Origin of the sequence: Mitsuaria chitosanitabida ATCC BAA-476 = NBRC 102408, assembly GCF_001598255.1 — a bacterium.
In the GTDB taxonomy this organism is placed as follows: Bacteria; Pseudomonadota; Gammaproteobacteria; order Burkholderiales; family Burkholderiaceae_C; genus Roseateles; species Roseateles chitosanitabidus.
Genome location: NZ_BCYP01000017.1, coordinates 127711 through 144919, shown reverse-complemented (window position 1 = coordinate 144919; position 17209 = coordinate 127711). Strand labels below are relative to the sequence as shown.

Here is a 17209-nt window from a genome sequence, read left to right as displayed (position 1 = left end):
GAGGCGTGACCGTGAGGCAATTACCGCCCGTCGTGGATGCCGATGCCTGCAGATCCTGGCTGGCCGCCGAATCGCGCGCCTATGCCGATGACCCCTGCAGCGCCCAGGACCGCCTCGCGCCGACCCAGGCGCTGTTCGAGCGCGTCGTCTCCGGCGACCCCAGTGACTTCGGCGTGGAGCTCGCCTGGTACCTGACGGACCTGTGCGGCGAGCTGTGGCGCTCCGAGCAGATCGAGGCCGTGCTGGACGCGGTCATGTCCTGGGTGGAGGCCGGCTTCGGCGAGAGGGCCGCCGTGCCCGTGATGTCGCTGCGATGCCGCATGCACCTTCGCTTCGGCCGGCTGGAGCCGGCCCTCGTGCTGCTGGACCGCCTGACGCGCCGCGCCGCCGCCAGTCCGCGGGCGGTGGACCAGGCCCACGCCGCGCGCGCGCTGGGCGGAGCCATGTCGATGCAACGCCAGTTCGCGACGGCCATCGTGGCCATGCGGGAAGCGATCTCGCTGTTCCGCGCCTGCGGCGATCGGGGCCGCTGGGTGGACATCTACGCCTCGATCTCCGTCGCCCACCGCAACCTCGGGCAGCGCGCGGAGGAGCAGCAGGTGCTGCGGGAAGGCCTGGCCATCGCGATCGAGCAGCGGCGCTGGATCTCGGCCTGCAACACGGGCTCGTCACTGGCGGAGGAACTGCTCGGCGACGGTCGCGAGGAGGAGGCGACCCTGCTGCTGCACGAGGCCGAGACGCACCTGCGCCTGGCCGGCGCCGGTGGCGAGCGCATCGCCAAGGAACTCTTCGCCGCCCAGGCCGCGCTGGCCTGGCGGCGCGGCGACGCGCCCGCGGCGATCGCGCTGATGCAGCGGGTGGTCGAGGACAGCCGGCGCTTCTCCATGCGCCGGCAGGTGGTGCATCGGCTCAAGCAGGTGGCGCGCTGGCAGCAGCTCAGCGGCGAGTCCGACGCGGCGATCGCGACGCTGCAGGAGGCCCATGCGCTGGAGCTGGAGGACACGCGCGAGAGCAGCCGGATGGACTCCGCCACCGAGCTGCAGCGCATCGAGGTCGCGCACGCGCAGCAGCTGCAGGCCCGCGCCGAGGCGCATGCGTCGGAGCTGGCCGACAAGGCCGCCGCGCTGCAGCAGGCGCTGGACCTGCAACGCCAGATGCAGGCCGAGCTCATCGAGCGCAGCAAGCTCGCCACGCTGGGGCATCTGCTGGCGGGGGTCGCGCATGAGATGAACACGCCGCTGGGATCGGCGCTGACGGTGCTGTCGACGGTGACCGAGCTCAACGCGGGACTGGTGGACCGCCTGACCGAGGGCACCGTGTCGCGGCGCCACTTCACGACGGAACTCGAGCGCTGCCAGGAGAGCGCGGAGCTGGCACGGCGCAATGTCGAGCAAGCCCTGGCCCTGGTGCAGAGCTATCAGCACATCGACGCGCGTCACGCGCAGGAGCCGACGCGTCGCGCGGGACTGCCCTGCCTGATCCGGGCCGCCTGGCAGCGGGCGCTGTCGCCGGGCACGGCCTTGGAACTTCGCTGCGACGCGGCACTCGAGCACGAACTGCCCGCGGAAGCCTTGACCGAGGTGCTGCTCCAGCTGTTCCAGAACGTGGAGCGCCACGCGTATCCGGGCGGTCGCGCCGGCGTGGTGGAGGTCGTCGCGCAGTTGGAGCCGCGCGCGGATGGCGACCATCTGCGGCTGAGCGTCACCGACGCCGGCCGAGGCATTCCGGCCGATCTGTTGCCGCGCGTCTTCGATCCCTACGTCTCGACACAGTTCGGCCGTGGTCGCAGCGGCCTGGGGCTCTTCGTCGCGCAGGTGACCGTGATCCAGCGGCTGCGCGGGCGCATCACGGTGGACTCGACACCCGGTCAGGGGTGCCGCTTCGACATCGAGTTCCCGATCGGCTGATCGACCGCCCCGCCAGCGGCGGCCAGGCAAGGGCAAGGCCGCGCGAAGCCCGCGACAAGACCTCGCGAAGGTGTCTCTTGGAGGTGCATCGCGACCTGGGCCGCGATGGGCGAGTTCCAGACGATCGGTGACCGCGTGGGAATGGGACTTGCCGCAGGCGGGCGTTGTCCCACTCCACCAAGGAATCCTCATGCCGCCGACGCGTCTGCTCCTCGCCTCCGTCTGCCTGTCCCCGCTCGCGCTGCTGCCGCTGAGCGGTCAGGCGCAGGTGACCGTCAAGCCCGACGGGCAGTGGCGATCGCTGCTCACCGCGGGCGCCAGCGTGTCCTCGGGCAACAGCGACTCGACGACGGTCAACCTCAGCGGCGAAGCCGTGAAGGCGACCGACGCCGACAAGCTCTCGCTGAATGCGCGGGCGCAGTACGTCAAGAGCGACGACGCGGACTCCGAGCAACGCTTCGCCTTCGGCAGCCACTACCAGCGCGACCTCAACGCGCGCATCTTCGGCTTCGGCCAGTTCGACGCGCTGCGCGACGAGCCGGCCAACCTGTCGTCACGCTACTCGGTGGGCGGCGGTCTGGGCTATCACGTGATCAAGCGCGACGACCTGACCTTCGACGTCTCCGGCGGTCTGGGCTACACGGCCGAGCGCTACGTGGCACCCGAGATCAAGGACGGTGTCTCGCGCGACCGCTACAACAACACCGAGCTGCTGGTGTCCGAGGAGTCGATGCACAAGATCAGCGACTCCACCACGCTGAAGCAGAAGCTGTCCGTCCTGCCCAACCTGCGCAACAGCGGCGAGTACCGCGCCGTCTTCGACGGCGGCGTGTCGGTGGCGATGACCAAGCGGCTCAGCCTGACCGCCACGGTCTCGCATCGCTACGACAGCGATCCGGGACCGGGCCTGAAGAAGGGCGACACGCTGTTCATCACCGGCGTGTCGTTCCGCGTCGATTGACGCGCCGCGCCGATCGACGCGGCGCCGCCGAGGTCACGGGATCCAGTAGAACGGGTTGGGCATCAGGAAGGCGCGCTCCGCGTGGCCGCCGTCCAGGTCGCTCTGCTGGTCCCCCATGTTGAGGACGATGCGGTAGCCCTGCCCCTCGATCTCCGCGCGCTTGCCGGACTTGTAGGCGGCGACCGTCGCGGGGCCGCCGGTCTCGGGCCGCAGGTAGAGCGCCTGATAGCCGCCCAGTCCGGCCTGCTTCAGGTTGCGCTCGGTGCCCGCGCGCTCGGTGGGCGTGTCGCGGCGGCCGGTGACGAAGAACACCGCCACGCCATGCTTGCGCGCGGCCTCGACCAGCTCGCGCGTGGGCACGATGGCGCCGGCCTTGCCGTCCTTCTCCCAGGCCTCGGACGAGCAGGCATGGCCCTTCTCCATCGAGCAGGGCCCCTTCGGGATGTAGCCGTAGTCGTTGAGCTTCATCTGCGGCAGGTTGTCCAGCGAGGTCTCGTCGATGTCCAGCACGATCGCCAGCTTGCCGGCGCTGGTGTCGCCGACGCGGCTCATCAGGTAAGCGAGCGCGTCGCCGGCCACCTTCGCCTGCGCGAGCTCGTAGCGGGTTCGACCGCTCTCGGCCTTCTCGGTGCCGTACCTGGCGAGCTCCGCCTTGAGCAGGCCGAGGTTGGTCTGCGGCGCGATCGCGCAGTCCGCGCGGGCATAGGCCTCGTTGAGGAATTTCGCCAGCCGCAGCCCGCCCAGGGCGAGCTGCCGATCCAGCACCGGCATCGCGCGGTTGACGTAGGCGTCGTCGACGTCGACGGAGGACTTGCCGTCGGCGTCCTTCTTGATCGCGTCGATCCACACGGCCTGCGCGGCGGCATGGGTCTGCTCGGCCCAGTCCTTGGGCTCGCCGCTCGCGCCCAGCGCGACGATGGCCGGGTCCTTCAGCAGGCCGGCCTCGAGCCGGTCGACGTAGCTGCCCCAGTCGTAGTAGCCGAGCCGGATCAGGCCGGAATCCCAGAAGGCATGCAGGTTGTCGTTGCCGCCACGGTCCTTCTTCGGGCCGAACTCGCAGCCGTCCTTGGGGCAGGTCGTGCCGTGCAGCGTGCCGGCGATGGCCACGCCGTTGGCGCCGCCGAAGTCATCGACCGTGTGCAGCGGCTGGTGGATGTCGCCCAGGAAGTGGATGGCGTAGCGCAGCGCGTCGCGGCGCTGGTCGACGGAGGGCGCGCAGGCCAGCTCGTTGCGCAGCCGGTTCAGCTCCTCGACGATGCAGTCCCCCTTGCCGCTGGAGGCGCAGTGCAGTTCCTTGCTGTAGGTGGCGTCCTTGATCTTGATGTCGACGAAGTGCCAGTTGGAGGTCTCGGGCCGATCCTTGCGCACGCCGTCCGGCCAGGACGCGACGGCGGACATCGAGCCGCCGAGCAGCGTGTCCACCGCGGCGCGCGGGCCGGGATCCAGGCGGCGCTGGGCGATCTCGGCCACGATGGCGTGGCCCTCCTCCCCGAAGGCCTGGCACAGCGGTGAGGAGAGCGCCAGCGCCGCGCTGGCGAGCAGGAACATGAGCCGCTTGAACATGGAACCTCCGTGGCCTCGGGCCGGCGATGGGTGGGGGATGACGAGGCGGCGAGCGTAAGGGACGGCGGGATCGCTCGGCATCCGCGAAGCTGATGTTGTACAAGCGGACGTTTGTCGCTAGCGGCCGCCGGCCGCGGGAGATCTCGCATGCATCGCGTCACCGCCAGCTGCCTCTGCGGCGATGTCCGGGTCGTGGCCACGGGCCGCCCGTACCGCGTCGGCCTCTGCCATTGCATGGACTGCCGCAAGCACCACGGGGCGCTGTTCAACGCGTCGGCGATCTTTCCGCGGGAGGCGGTGACAGTGACCGGCGAGACAGGTGATTACGCGGGCCGGTGCTTCTGCCCGCGCTGCGGGTCCTCGGTCTTCGCGCGCAGTGGGGACGAGGTGGAAGTGCACCTCGGAGCGCTCGACGCGCCCGATCAGTTCACGCCGAGCTACGAGCTGTGGACCGTCCGCCGCGAGGGCTGGCTGCCCGCGTTCCCGTTGAAGCACCGCTACGAGCGCGACCGCGAAGGACAGAGGCGCGACGAGGACTAGCGGCGTCACGGCGCCCGCTCGAGCGAAACGAGCGGGACGACCAGGCGTCGTGGTCGCGCGGGCTCAAGCGGGCGTGTCGATCAGCACTTCCCAGAACGCGAGCGGCGCGCCGCCCCAGTGCCAGAACGAGCAGCCCGGGAAGCCCTGCTCGGCGACCAGGCGCAGGAACTCGCGGGCGCGCTCGGCGCAGGCCGAGGCCGACGCGCAACCGCCATCGCCCTGCCCGATCCAGGCGGCGCCCACGGGCACCAGCGGCTTGTCGAAGCGGCGGTTGTCGTTGACGGCGCGGCCGAGGCGATTCGCCACACTGGGGCTGCCGCCGTAATAGACCTGGGGCGCATTGAACTGCGCCACGTCGACGAAGGTGGCGAACGGGTAGTCGGGGAAGTTGCTGGGAATGTCGTTGCCGCACATGGCGAGCCCGGCGCGGCCGTTCAGCGAGGTGGACAGGGCCTGCGCATAGGTCCTGGCCACGGTCGGTCCGCCGGTGAAATAGCCGGCGCCGCCTTCCGCGTCCATGAGCAGGCCGTCGAGGCCCAGGTTGAGCACGAGCTCCGCCGCGATGGCGGCCTCGGCCTGCGCGTTCTGCGTGGTCTGGCCGTAGGGCACCTGCCAGCCCCAGACGGAGAGTCCCGCGGCGCCCAGCGCCTCGCGCAGCTGCTTGAAGGTCTGCAAGGCGGCAGCGGACTGGACGTTCTCGTGCGGGCCCTTGCCGTCGGCGATCTTGATCCAGACGCCGCTCAGTCGCGCCGCCTTGGCCTTGGCCACGAGGCCAGCGACACCGAGCTCGGTCTTCAGGATGGGCGCCAGGCGCCAGATGAACATGTTGCGGCCGCTGAGCACGTGGGACATCGCGATCTCCGGTGATGGGCCGACCAGTCTGGTCGCCGCGATGTCTTGCGACATCCCACCGGTTGATGACGGCCGTCCCCTCAACGCACGGCGTCACCGTCACCCGGGACGGCCTTCCCGGCCGGCAAGCTCGGCGCCATCGCCCCCACCGTCCCGCGCAGATGCTCGACCACATGCTGCGCGCGCGCCGAGAGCGGCCATTCGGCCCGGTGGATCAGCCAGAGCGTGTCCACCACCGGCGAGCCGCAGTCCAGCACGCGGATCTCGTCCTGGCGCGGGAAGGCGCGTCGCGCATGCTGCGTCAGCACCGTGAAGCCCAGCCCGCGCGCGACCGGCTCCAGCATCAGCCCGATCTGGTTGCTGAAGCCGCGTACCGGCAGGTCCTTGACGCCCGGCGAGCCGGGGAAGTGGCGGCTCAGCAGACGGTTCGCCATGGCCTGGCCGTCCGGGTAGTCGATGAAGCCGATGCGGCGCAGGTCCTCCCAGCACTCGACCTGCTCCCCCGCGGGCATCACCAGCTCCAGCCGCTCCTCGAGGAAGGCGCAGCTCGCGAGCCGCGCGTCGTCCGGCCGCAGCGTCACCAGCCCCAGCTCGAAGCGGTTGTCCAGCACGGCCTGCAGGACCTCGGGATCCGGCGCGAAGCGGTGCCGCACCACCAGCCCCGGCCGTTGCGCCTGCAGGTCCAGCAGCCGCGGATAGATCAGCAGCCCGATGCCCCCCGGCGTGATGATGCCGACCTCCCCCTGGCAGGCGTTCTCGTCCGCGAGCCGGCCGCGCAGGCGCTGGTCGGCCTCGTCGAGCTCGCGCCAGTAGTCCAGCGTCGCCTGGCCGGCCGGGGTCAGCTCGATCGCCCGCGGGCGCCGGATCACCAGCGGTCCGAGCGAGCTTTCCAGATGCCGCACATGCTGGCTGACCGCGGCCTGGGTCAGGTCCAGCGCCTCGGCGGCGCGGGTGAAGCTGCCCAGCCGCGCCAGGGTGGCGAAGCTGCGCAGCCATTGGGGATTCAGCATGGGCGATTTGTCCAGGACATAAGGAAGTCTTATCGCGGCGATAAGGGTGCGTGGCTTTTCATTATGGAACGGACTTCCTAGACTGCCGCCTCCGCAGGTCTTTCCGGCCTGCCACCGATCCCGGCGGTCCGTGTCGACGGGGCCGCCCTTCTTCCCGAAAGTCCCCGATGTCCCAACTGTTCTCTCCGTTCTCCCTCAAGGATGTGGTGCTGCGCAACCGCATCGCCGTGCCGCCGATGTGCCAGTACAGCGCCACCGACGGTCTGGTCAACGACTGGCATCTGGCGCATTACGCCGGCCTGGCCCGTGGCGGCGCCGGCCTGGTGATCGTCGAGGCCACCGGCGTCGCGCCGGAAGGCCGCATCACGCCGGCCTGCCTGGGCCTGTGGAACGACGAGCAGGCCGCCGGCCTGGCGCGCGTCGCGGCGGCCATCTCGGCCCATGGCGCGGTGCCCGGCATCCAGATCGCCCACGCCGGCCGCAAGGCCAGCGCCCACAAGCCCTGGGAAGGGGACGACCACATCGCCGAGGGCGATCCGCGCGGCTGGGCCACGCTGTCGCCCTCGGCGGTGGCGTTCGGCAAGGGCCTGCCGCAGGTGCCCAAGGCCATGGACAAGGACGACATCGCCCGCGTGCAGGCCGACTTCGTCGCCGCCGCGAAGCGCGCCCGCGACGCCGGCTTCCGCTGGCTGGAGCTGCATTTCGCGCACGGCTACCTGGCGCAGAGCTTCTTCTCCGTCCACGCCAACCAGCGCGACGACGAGTTCGGCGGCAATGCCGAGAACCGCGGCCGCTTCCTGCTGGAGACCTTGCGCGCGGTGCGCCAGGTCTGGCCGGAGCACCAGCCGCTGACCGCGCGATTCGGCGTCATCGAGTACGACGGCCGCGACGAGGAGACGCTGGCCGAGGCCATCGGCCTGACCCGCGCGATGAAGGCCGAGGGGCTGGATCTGCTGAGCGTCAGCGTCGGCTTCTCGACGCCGACGGCCAAGGTGCCCTGGGGCCCGGCCTTCCTGGGCCCGATCGCCCGACGCGTGCGCGAGGAAGCGGGCCTGCCGGTCGCCTCGGCCTGGGGCTTCCACACCGCGCAGCTCGCCGAGCGCGCGGTGGCGGACGGTCAGCTGGACCTGGTCATGATCGGCCGGGCGCTGCTGGCGAATCCCCACTGGCCCTACCAGGCCGCGCAGGAGCTGAAGAAGGACCGTCCGACCTGGGTGCTGCCGGCACCGTACGCGCACTGGCTGGAGCGGTATCAGCCGCAGGTGGGCTGAGCAGCGGCTCGTCCAGCCGGGCGAGCCCGTCCCGCACCTTCCGGAACTCCACCGACGATCGCAGCGCCTGCGCGCCGGCCTTCTGCAGCTCGCGCACGTCGAGCGCCTCGATGGTGAAGGCGGTCGGCACGCGCAGCAGGCTGTGGCGGATCTTGTCGTCGGGCACGTCGTGCAGGCTCACGCTGACGATGTGGAGCTCCGCGTCCGCCGAGAACGGGCTGCCCGGCGTGCCGCGCGTGCGCATCAACTCCTCCTGCCAGCGGCGCTCGTCGTCGTTGAGCATCGCCAGGGTGACCTGCGTCTCCCGCGCGCCGGCGCCGAAGACCAGGGTCTCGATCACCTGGCCGGTGGTCGGCACGCGGTCGCTTGAGTCGATGCGCTCGGCCAGGTCGCGCTCCGAGTTCACCGTGATCAGCACCATCCGCCGGATCGATCCCGGCGGCGCGTCCTTGAACGAGGTCGCGATCGACCCGCCCGCCAGCAGCCGGTCCAGCAGCAGCCGCGCGCCGGTGTTGTCGGAGACGCCGCCGTCGACGAGGTGGATGAACGGACGCTCCTTCGCGTCGCGGTAGCTCTGCGCGCTCAGCGCGAGCAGCCGGGTCCGGTAGTCGTCGGCCGCCGTCGCGGTGTGGCGCGGCAGCGGGACCGGCGCGCACTCGCCCGCATGGTTCTGCAGCGTCATCGGCGACAGCAGGATGGGCACCGCCGACGAGGCCGCCACCGCGAAGGACAGCGGCGTGCGGTCCAGGTCCGAGCAGATCAGCCCGAACTGCTCGGGCGTGAAGTCGAAGGGCGTGCCCGTCGTCAGGTCGGTCGCGGTGACCATCAGGTCCGGCGCGTTCGGGCGGCGCCTCAGGTCGCCGAAGCTGCGGCCCTGGTAGAGCTCGTCCAGCCGCTGCGCGAGGATGTGGCTGCGGCCGTACCAGGGCGAGGTCAGGTGGTACAGCCGCGTGGGCGCGAAGGCCTGACGGATCAGGCCGGCCTCGAAGGGCACCATCAGGAAGTCGGGCTCGAAGCGCGTCAGCGTCTCGTCGCCGAAGGCCGCGTAGTGCGCGGCCAGGATGCTGCCGCCGGACACGCCGCTCACCAGGCCCACCTGGTCAAGCAGGGTCGTCGGGTGGCCGTCGATGTTGAAGGTCGTCGCCTTGAGTTCCCGCAGCACGCCCAGCCCGAAGGCCGCGGCCCGCGCGCCGCCGCCCGACAGGGTCACCGCGGCCACCACCGGCCCGGAGGGACGAGGGGGAGCCTGGGGCGCGACGGGCGGCGCGCCGTCCGAGGTCGCGGGCAGGCCGGCGTTCAGCCACGGGCGATAGGACGAGCACCCCGCCAATGCGGCCACGGCGAGAACGGCCGCCGCCACGCGGGCGGTCTGGAACAACTGCTTCACAGGGATCAATCGAGGACTCCGATCCGAGGCGCTCTCGCGCGTCGGCGGCGATTCTCCGATGGAAGTGTGAATGTCGCAGGAGCCCACCGCTCCCGCTTGCACGCCTCATCCGTGCGCCACGTCCAGCAGCTCGATGAGCATGCGCGCCGCGCGCGAGGGGGGCGGGTCGTTGCGATGCAGGCGCACGAAGCGGCAGTCGTAGCCGAGCAGGCCCTCGGAGACGGCCCGCAGCCGGCCGTCCTCGACGAAGGGCCGCGCGTAGTGCCCCGGCAGGAAGCCGACGAAGCAGCCGGTGAGGATCAGCAGCGCCACGCCCTCCTGGTCCGAGGCCGTGGCCTGCCGCACCAGTTGCCTGCGATGCATCAGCCGCATGTTGGGCGACTGGTACCCGAGCGCGGCCAGCGGCTGACGACGCAGGTCGGCCCAGCTCCATCGCTTCGTCGACGAGAACCACGGATGCCCCGGAGCCGCGTACAGGTGCATGGGTTCCGAGAACAGCGGCTGGTACGCGAGGCTGGCCGAGTGCCGATGCTCCGGCACGATGCCCAGCTGGAACTGGCCGTTCAGCACGCCCTGCTCGATGGCCTCGATGCCGCTGACGTGGATGTTGAGGCTCACGTCCGGCGCGGCGCGGTGGAAGCGCTCCAGCGCCTGGCTGATGCGGCTGGCCGGATTGCTGACGGTCTTCTCGAAGACGGCCAGGTGGAGCTCGCCGCCGATGCGGTCGTGGATCTCCTCCAGGCGCGTGCGGAAGTCCGTGGTCGCGGACAGCAGCTGCAGCGCCGCCGCATAGAGCTCGGATCCCTCGGCCGTCAGCGCGAAGCCGGCGCGGCCGCGGCGGCACAGCACCAGGCCCAGGCGTTCCTCCAGGTCCTTGATCTGCCGGCTGATGGTGGGCATGCCCACGTTGAGTTCGAGTTCGGCGCCCGCCATGCCGCCGCACTCCACCACCGACTTGAAGACACGCAGCAGGCGCAGGTCGACGTCGGCGATCTGGCCGGGCAGGTGGGTGGACTTTTGTTTCATGTTCCGGCAAGTCAACATTGATTCGCGATCATCTGCCGCAAGTGTCGAGGATGGCAAGATCAGCGTCGCTCACCACCCACCAGGACGCGCCATGACGGAAAACCCGACCCCGCCGAATCCTCACACCTCGGACGCGCCCCGCCAGACGGGCCCCGGCTGGATGGACGCGCATTGGATGCCCTTCACCGGCAACCGCGAGTTCAAGGCCCATCCGCGCCTGATCACCTCGGCCCAGGGCTGCCACTTCACGACGCAGGACGGCCACCGGCTCTTCGACGGCCTGTCCGGCCTGTGGTGCACGGGGCTGGGCCATGCGCGCCGGGAGATCGTCGAGGCGGTGAGCCGCCAGGTCGCGACACTGGACTATTCGCCCGCCTTCCAGTTCGGCCATCCGCTGTCCTTCGCGCTGGCCAACCGGCTGGTCGAAAAGATGCCCGCGGGGCTGAACCGGGTGTTCTTCACCGGCTCCGGCTCCGAGTCCGCCGACACGGCGCTGAAGATGGCGCGGGCCTACTGGCGCGCCCGCGGACAGGCGAGCAAGACCCGCCTCATCGGCCGCGCCAAGGGCTATCACGGGGTCAACTTCGGAGGGATCTCGGTGGGCGGCATCGTCGGCAACCGCAAGACCTTCGGGCAGGCGGTCGAGGCGGATCACCTGCCCCACACGCAGCCGCCCAACGGCAGCTTCCACAAGGGCATGCCGCCGGCCGAGGGCCCGCACGGCGCGGCCCTGGCCGACGAGCTGCTGCAGCTGATCGCCCTGCACGACGCGAGCAACATCGCCGCGGTGATCGTCGAGCCCTTCTCCGGTTCGGCGGGCGTGGTGATCCCGCCGGTGGGCTATCTGCAGCGGCTGCGCGAGATCTGCACGGCTCACGACATCCTGCTGATCTTCGACGAGGTCATCACCGGGTTCGGGCGCGCCGGCGAATGGACGGGCGCGGCGGCCTTCGGCGTGACGCCGGACATCCTGACCGCGGCCAAGCAGATCACCAACGGCGTGCAGCCGCTGGGCGTGGTCGTCGCCCGGCAGGAGATCCACGACGTGTTCATGGCCCAGGGCGGTCCCGACTACATGCTCGAGTTCCCGCACGGCTACACCTACTCGGCGCACCCGGTGGCCTGCGCGGCGGGCCTGGCGACCCTGGACCTGCTGGAGCGGGACCACGCGCTGGATCGGGTGAAGGCGCTGGCGCCGGTCTTCGAGGCGGCGGTGCACGGGCTGCGCGGCGCCAGGCATGTGCTGGACATCCGCAACTACGGGCTGGCCGCCGGCATCACCGTCGCGCCGCTGCCCGGCGAACCGGCCAAGCGCCCCTACCTGATCGCGATGGACATGTACCGCAAGGGCTTCTACGTCCGCTATGGCGGCGACACGATCCAGCTCGCCCCGCCCTTCGTCAGCACGGAGGCGGAGATCAAGACGCTGCTGGAGGCGCTGGGAGAGAGCTTCGAGGCGACGGCCTGATCAGGCGAGGGCTTCCGCCGCCGTCACCCGCAGCGCGAGCCGCAGGTGGCGCGCGCTGGCGAGCCCGGTGACGACGAGGGTCAGCACCGCGGCGGCGACCGCGGGCATCACCAGCCCGGTGGCGGGGTCGACCCGGTCGACGAAGCCGCGCAGGTAGACGCTGCCCGCGAAGGCGCCCAGCGGCAGACCGATCAGCAGGGCCGCGCCGACAGGCCACAGGAAGTCCCTCGCCAGGCCGACCGCGATCGCCGCGTCGCTGGCGCCGTGGAGCCGGCGCAGGACCAGCTCGGCGCGGCGACGCCGCAGCGAGTCCGCGATCAGCGCATAGCCGCCCAGCATCGCGATTCCCACCGCCAGCAGCGCGATCGCGCCGATCAGGCCGGTCAGGCGCTGCTCCTGCGCATAGGCCGAGGCCAGCAGCTCGTCGACCGCGCGGATCTCGTGGCCGATCCTCGGCCCGTGACGCCGCCAGACGTCCTCGATCGCGCGCTGCAGGGCCGCCAGGTCGTCGCCATGCACCATGAGGTCGCGCTGCGGCGACTCGTCGAGGAGGAAGACCTGCGGCCGCGCCTCGGTGGTGGCGCCCTCCAGCTTCACGTCGCCGACCACCGCGACCACGCGGCGTGGCGCTTCGCCCTCCTGCAGGAAGCCTCCGCCTCCGCGAAGCAGCGCGCCGACCGCGGCGACCGGCGTCGCGAAGCCGAGCGCGCGCGCGGCCTTGGCGTCTATGACCACGCGAGGCTCGCCGTCCATCGGTGCCGGTTCCACGCGCCCCGCGAGCAGCCGCATGCCGAAGGTGTCGACGAAGCCGGCGGACACGGTGGTCACGCGCATCGTCTCCTTGTGCTCGGCATGGCGGTAGATCACCATCTGGCCGCCGTTGTCGACGCCCGGCCGCGCGCTGCTGAAGGCCCAGTGCCGGACGGCCGGCTGCGCGCTCAGCGCGGTGGTGAAGTCGCGCAGGCCGTCGGCGCGATCCGGGTCGACCTTCAACCCCAGCCAGAGCCGTCCCCGCACATCGAAGCCGCGATCCGCATGCAGCAGATGCCATTGCTGTGCCGCGAGCACGCCGCACAGCGCGAGCAGCAGCGCCGCGCCGCCGAGCTGCAAGGCGAGCAGCGCCTGCCGCAGGCGTCGCCCCCACGGTCCCTCGCTGGCGGTGCGGCCCTGCAGCGCGGGAGCCGGCATGCGGCGCAGCGCGGGCCCGGCCGGGGGCAGCCAGACGACGAGCCAGACCAGCCCCAACATGATGGCCAGCCCCGCCCAGGCACGACCTGGCACCGGATCGGCGAGCGGGTGCGACGGCGGCAGGCCGACACCCGAGCCCGCCATCGGCGCGAGCCACCAGGCCACCCCCATCGCGAGCGCGCCGGCGACGATCACGACGATCGCCAGTTCCAGTCCCCACAGCGCGAGCAATTGCCCGTCGCTGGCGCCCAGGCTGCGACGCAGCGCCGTCTCGCGCTGGCGCTGCAGCAAGGCGCCGACCTGCAGGTTGATGAGGTTGAAGACCGCCATCGCCAGCAGCAAGGCGCAGGCCGCGCCGGCGGCGCCGATGCGTTGCCAGCGAGCCACGCGGGCCTCGCCCTCGAACGGCAGCCGCGTCAACGGCAAGCCTCGGAAGTAGGCCGGCTCGCGACCGGTCCGCCATTCAGCCGGCAGTTGCTGATAGCGCGGATCGGCCTGGAAGGCCGCCCGCACCCACGGGCCGACCTGGTCCACCGTGACGCCGGGACGCAGGCGCGCGAACACCCGGCCGGTCATCAGGAAGATGGCGTCGCGGGCTTCGACGTCCATGGTGTTGGCGGCCGACTCGAAGCCCGCCATCGCGTCGCGATCCCAGAGGGGATCGCGCGGATCACGGTCGGGCAGCACGGCGGTCACGGTGGCCGGCCGGCCGTCGAGCTCGATCGTCTTGCCGAGCACCTCGCGGATGGGATGCTCGCCCCACAGCCGCCGCGCCAGGTCGCGCGTGACGGCGACCGCGTCGTGGCGCCGCAGCGTCGCGGCCAGATCGCCCTCGATCGCGCGCATGCCCAGCAACGGCGCCAGATCAGGATCGGCGACCAGCAACTGGATGGGCCGCCGCTCCCCGTTCAAGCGGGAGATGGGCTCCACGATCGCGGCGCGGCTGATCTGGTCCAGGGGGAGCTGGCGCTGCTTGAGCATCGGCCCGAAGGCCACGGGCGAGCTCGTGAACCATGGCGACGTGAAGCCCGGCGGGTTGCCCTTGAAGTCGACGATGACGACGCGCTCCGCGTCGGGCACGTCCGGCGCGGGCTCGGCGAGCGCGATCGCGATCAACGCCACCAGCAGGCAGGCGCAGAGCGCGATCGCCAGCCCGCCGATGGCGACGAAGCTCATCGCGCCACGGCGATGCAGTCCGGCGAGCGCCTCGACCAGCAGCGAGCTCATGCCACCGCCTCGGCCTGCGCGTCGACCAGCACCCGGCCGTCGAGCAGCCGCACGCAACGCGAGGCCAGCGCGGCATGCTCGGCGCTGTGCGTGACCATGACCAGGGTCGTGCCCTCGTCGTTGAGCTCGCGCAGCAGGCGCATCACCTCCTGGCCATGCGCGCTGTCGAGGTTGCCGGTGGGCTCGTCGGCCAACAGCAGCGCCGGCCGGGCCGCGATCGCGCGTGCGATGGCCACGCGCTGCTGCTGGCCGCCGCTGAGCTGGCTGGGATGGTGACGGGCGCGATGGGCCAGCCCCAGCCGGTCCAGCACTTCCGCGACGCGCGTCCGCTGAGCGGCGACCGGCATCGATCCGTAGCGAAGCGCGAGCCGCACGTTGTCCTCGACGCTGAGGTCATCGATCAGGTTGAAGCTCTGGAAGACGAAACCGATGCGCCCGCGGCGCAGCGCGGCCAACTCGCGGGGCGAGCGGGTGGACACGTCCTCGCCCTGCAGGAGGTAGCGCCCCTCGGTCGGGGCGTCGAGCAGACCGAGCAGGCTCAGCAGCGTGGACTTGCCGCAGCCCGACAGACCGACAACGGCGACGTACTCGCCGGCCTCGATGCACAGGTCGACGGCGTCGAGCGCGGTGGTCTCGACATCGCCGCTGCGGTGGCGTTTGGTGATGCGTTGCAGATCGATCATGGGAGGCACGGTCGTTGAGGTCATGGGAAGTCGGGGGGCGCCTGGGCCGGCGCCTACGGCAATGCCAGCACGTCGGCGTCCGAGGGTGGTTGGGAGATGAGCACCTGGTCGCCGGGGCGCAGGCCGGCCAGCACCTCGACGCGTCCGGCGGCTCGGCCGCCGAGGCGCACCTCGCGGCGGAACAGCCGGTCGCCCTGGCGCACGTACAGCCGCGCCTGCACACCAGGCCCGTCGGGCAGCGACATCGCCTGGCGCGGCGCGGTGAAGGCGAGCTTCAGATCCAGCGCCTGCCCGGGCCTCAGCGCGGCCGCCGCAGCGGGATCGCGCCAGCGCAGCAGCGCGCGGACCTTGCCGTCCTGCACCTGCGGCAGCGTCTGGACGAGCTCCAGCGGGCCGCGCTCGCTGTCCGCGCGCAGCCCGGGCCGCAGCCGCGAAAGGTAGAACTCGTCGATGTCGGCGACCACGCGCAGACCGCCGTCGGGATCGTCGATGCGGCCGAGGCGGTCGCCGGCCCGCACGCTCGCGCCCACCTGCAGCTGGAATCCGCTGATCTGGCCCGCGATCGGCGCGCGCTGGAGCAGCCGCTCCTGGGCGCGCTCCAGGAGGCGCAGGCCGCCTTGGAGCCGCAGCACGGCGCGGTCCATCTCGGCGAGCGACTGCGCTCGGATCTCAGCCTCCGCGCGCTGGTCCTCGCGCGCCTGTGACAAGAGCGTCGTCGCGAGCCGTCGAGCACGGTCGGCCTGCTCGAGCGCGGCGGGCGAGATGAAGCCCGCGTCGGCCAGCGCGCGCTGCCGCTGCCATTCGGCCTGAGCCTGCTCGACGCCGGACGCCAGCTGGGCGAGCTCCCGGCGGCTCTGCGCGAGGCTGGTCGCCTGCGCACTGCGCTGCGCTGACGCGTTGGCCATCTGCTGCGCGACCTCGGCCCCGCGCTGCAGCAGCAGCTGCTCGCGCTCGGGGCTGTCGAGGCGGTACAGCGGAGCGCCCGCCTCGACGACCTCGCCGTCGCGGGCGAGCACGGCCTCGACGCGCCCGGACTCGGTGGCGTCCAGCTGCACCGACCGCATCGGCTCGACGCGACCGCGCAGGGCGAGCTCATCGCGGAACTCGCCCTGGGCGACGGCGGCGAACTGCGGCGTCAGCGCCACGGCCGGCGCCGGCCCGCGCCACGCCCACGCGAGTCCGCCACCGACCAGGACCGTGACAACCGCCGCCGCCGCCGCGACGATGCGCGGCCGGCGGGAACGCGCCGGCGCGGGGCGATCCATGGCGGCGCCGCTGGGCGCGATCGACGGGGGCAAGGGCAGCACGGTCATGAGGGGACGGAGCATCGATGGCCCGGCGGGCATGCGCCAGCCCCCTGTCCGCTTCCGGACACCCCTCTGGCGGCGCCTCGCGCGCGCCTGCGATGATCCGCGCCGTGATCGACCGCCCTGCCTTCCCCCCGTCCACGCCCGACGCCTCGCAGCCGCACGGCGGCATCGTCGTGCTGGACGACGATCCGGACGTCGGCCTGTCGGCGCAGTTGCTGCTGCAACGTCGCGTCGCCCCGGTGCACTGCCTGCGCCGGCCCGCCGAGCTGCGGCCCGCGCTGGATCGGCTGAGGCCCGCGGTACTGCTGCTCGACATGAACTTCGGCCCCGGACGCACAGCCGGCGAGCAAGGCCTGACCTTGCTGGCGGAAACGGTGGCGATGCCCGCGCCTCCGATCGTCATCGTGATGACGGCCTACGCGGAGATCGAGCTCGCGGTGCAGGCGCTGCGGCGCGGCGCCTGGGACTTCATCACGAAGCCGTGGGACAACGCGAAGCTGGTCGCGACCTGCCACGAGGCGATGAAGCGGTCGGCGATCAGCGCGGGGCAGGAGTCGGTGGATCCGCGGCATGGCGGCTCCTCTTCGGGAACCGCCTCACGTCCGGGCGCCGCGGCGGAAGCCGCCTCGCGTTCAACCGCGCCCGATGGCGCCATCCACTCGCTCGCGCGGCAGGAGCGCGCGGCGCTCGTCGACGCGATGGCGGCCTCGCACGGCAATCTCAGCGAGGCCGCGCGCCGGCTGGGCCTGTCGCGCGCGGCGCTCTACCGGCGACTGGACAAGCATGGCTTATGAGCGCCTGAGACTCGGCGCGGCC

At 71.8% G+C, this 17209-nt stretch carries 13 protein-coding genes and 1 pseudogene; 6 read left to right on the top strand and 8 right to left on the bottom strand.

What is annotated here, in order from left to right; translation table 11 throughout:
• Positions 1-32: 32 nt before the first annotated feature.
• Entirely contained in the window at positions 33-1907 is a 1875-nt protein-coding gene (locus MCHT01_RS10845) for a sensor histidine kinase (RefSeq protein WP_067065354.1), read from the top strand.
• A 190-nt stretch (positions 1908-2097) separates the two neighbouring features.
• Complete coding sequence (locus tag MCHT01_RS10840; RefSeq protein WP_067065353.1) at positions 2098-2868, top strand: DUF481 domain-containing protein; 771 nt, start codon at positions 2098-2100, stop codon at positions 2866-2868.
• Between the two features lie 33 nt (positions 2869-2901).
• Here MCHT01_RS10840 and MCHT01_RS10835 read toward each other — a convergent pair whose 3' ends face one another.
• Positions 2902-4431: a S1/P1 nuclease gene (locus tag MCHT01_RS10835; RefSeq protein ID WP_067065352.1), complete on the bottom strand. Its 1530-nt coding sequence runs from the start codon at positions 4429-4431 to the stop codon at positions 2902-2904.
• Positions 4432-4578: 147 nt separating this feature from the next.
• Here MCHT01_RS10835 and MCHT01_RS10830 point away from each other — a divergent pair, with 147 nt between their 5' ends.
• Positions 4579-4971 (top strand): GFA family protein, encoded by a 393-nt coding sequence (locus MCHT01_RS10830; RefSeq protein WP_067065351.1) that lies wholly within the window; start codon positions 4579-4581, stop codon positions 4969-4971.
• Between the two features lie 63 nt (positions 4972-5034).
• On the opposite strand, the gene MCHT01_RS10825 is transcribed toward MCHT01_RS10830, so the two are convergent.
• Entirely contained in the window at positions 5035-5823 is a 789-nt protein-coding gene (locus MCHT01_RS10825) for a hypothetical protein (protein WP_067065350.1), read from the bottom strand.
• An 80-nt stretch (positions 5824-5903) separates the two neighbouring features.
• Positions 5904-6833: a LysR family transcriptional regulator gene (locus MCHT01_RS10820; protein WP_067065349.1), complete on the bottom strand. Its 930-nt coding sequence runs from the start codon at positions 6831-6833 to the stop codon at positions 5904-5906.
• 167 nt (positions 6834-7000) lie between these two features.
• Here MCHT01_RS10820 and MCHT01_RS10815 point away from each other — a divergent pair, with 167 nt between their 5' ends.
• Entirely contained in the window at positions 7001-8104 is a 1104-nt protein-coding gene (locus MCHT01_RS10815; protein ID WP_067065348.1) for an NADH:flavin oxidoreductase/NADH oxidase, read from the top strand.
• Between the two features lie 505 nt (positions 8105-8609).
• On the opposite strand, the pseudogene MCHT01_RS27355 reads toward MCHT01_RS10815, so the two are convergent.
• Together MCHT01_RS27355 and MCHT01_RS10810 are read right to left on the bottom strand one after the other, a co-directional pair.
• Positions 8610-9314 (bottom strand): annotated as a pseudogene (locus MCHT01_RS27355) (patatin-like phospholipase family protein); the annotation flags it as partial.
• 282 nt (positions 9315-9596) lie between these two features.
• The gene (locus tag MCHT01_RS10810) at positions 9597-10517 is read right to left on the bottom strand and encodes a LysR family transcriptional regulator (protein ID WP_067065347.1); all 921 of its coding nucleotides are present in this window, start codon (positions 10515-10517) and stop codon (positions 9597-9599) included.
• A gap of 160 nt (positions 10518-10677) precedes the next feature.
• On the opposite strand from MCHT01_RS10810, the gene aptA reads away from it, so the two are divergent.
• A complete protein-coding gene (gene aptA, locus MCHT01_RS10805) occupies positions 10678-11985 on the top strand; it encodes an omega-aminotransferase AptA (RefSeq protein ID WP_245643223.1) in 1308 nt (435 codons plus the stop codon).
• Here aptA and MCHT01_RS10800 read toward each other — a convergent pair whose 3' ends face one another.
• From MCHT01_RS10800 to MCHT01_RS10790, 3 genes are read right to left on the bottom strand one after another with little or no spacing between them, the layout of a single operon-like run.
• Positions 11986-14400 carry an FtsX-like permease family protein gene (locus tag MCHT01_RS10800; protein WP_067065345.1) on the bottom strand — a complete coding sequence of 805 codons (2415 nt, stop codon included), beginning with the start codon at positions 14398-14400 and terminating at the stop codon, positions 11986-11988.
• A complete protein-coding gene (locus MCHT01_RS10795; protein ID WP_067065344.1) occupies positions 14397-15083 on the bottom strand; it encodes an ABC transporter ATP-binding protein in 687 nt (228 codons plus the stop codon). Before MCHT01_RS10795 ends, MCHT01_RS10800 begins: the two co-directional genes overlap by 4 nt.
• A 53-nt stretch (positions 15084-15136) precedes the next feature.
• Entirely contained in the window at positions 15137-16411 is a 1275-nt protein-coding gene (locus tag MCHT01_RS10790; RefSeq protein ID WP_169806120.1) for an efflux RND transporter periplasmic adaptor subunit, read from the bottom strand.
• 89 nt (positions 16412-16500) lie between these two features.
• Between MCHT01_RS10790 and MCHT01_RS27135 the strand changes: the two genes are divergently transcribed.
• On the top strand, positions 16501-17187 hold the full coding sequence (locus tag MCHT01_RS27135; RefSeq protein WP_218017890.1) for a response regulator: 687 nt from the start codon (positions 16501-16503) through the stop codon (positions 17185-17187).
• The last annotated feature ends 22 nt before the right edge of the window (positions 17188-17209 follow it).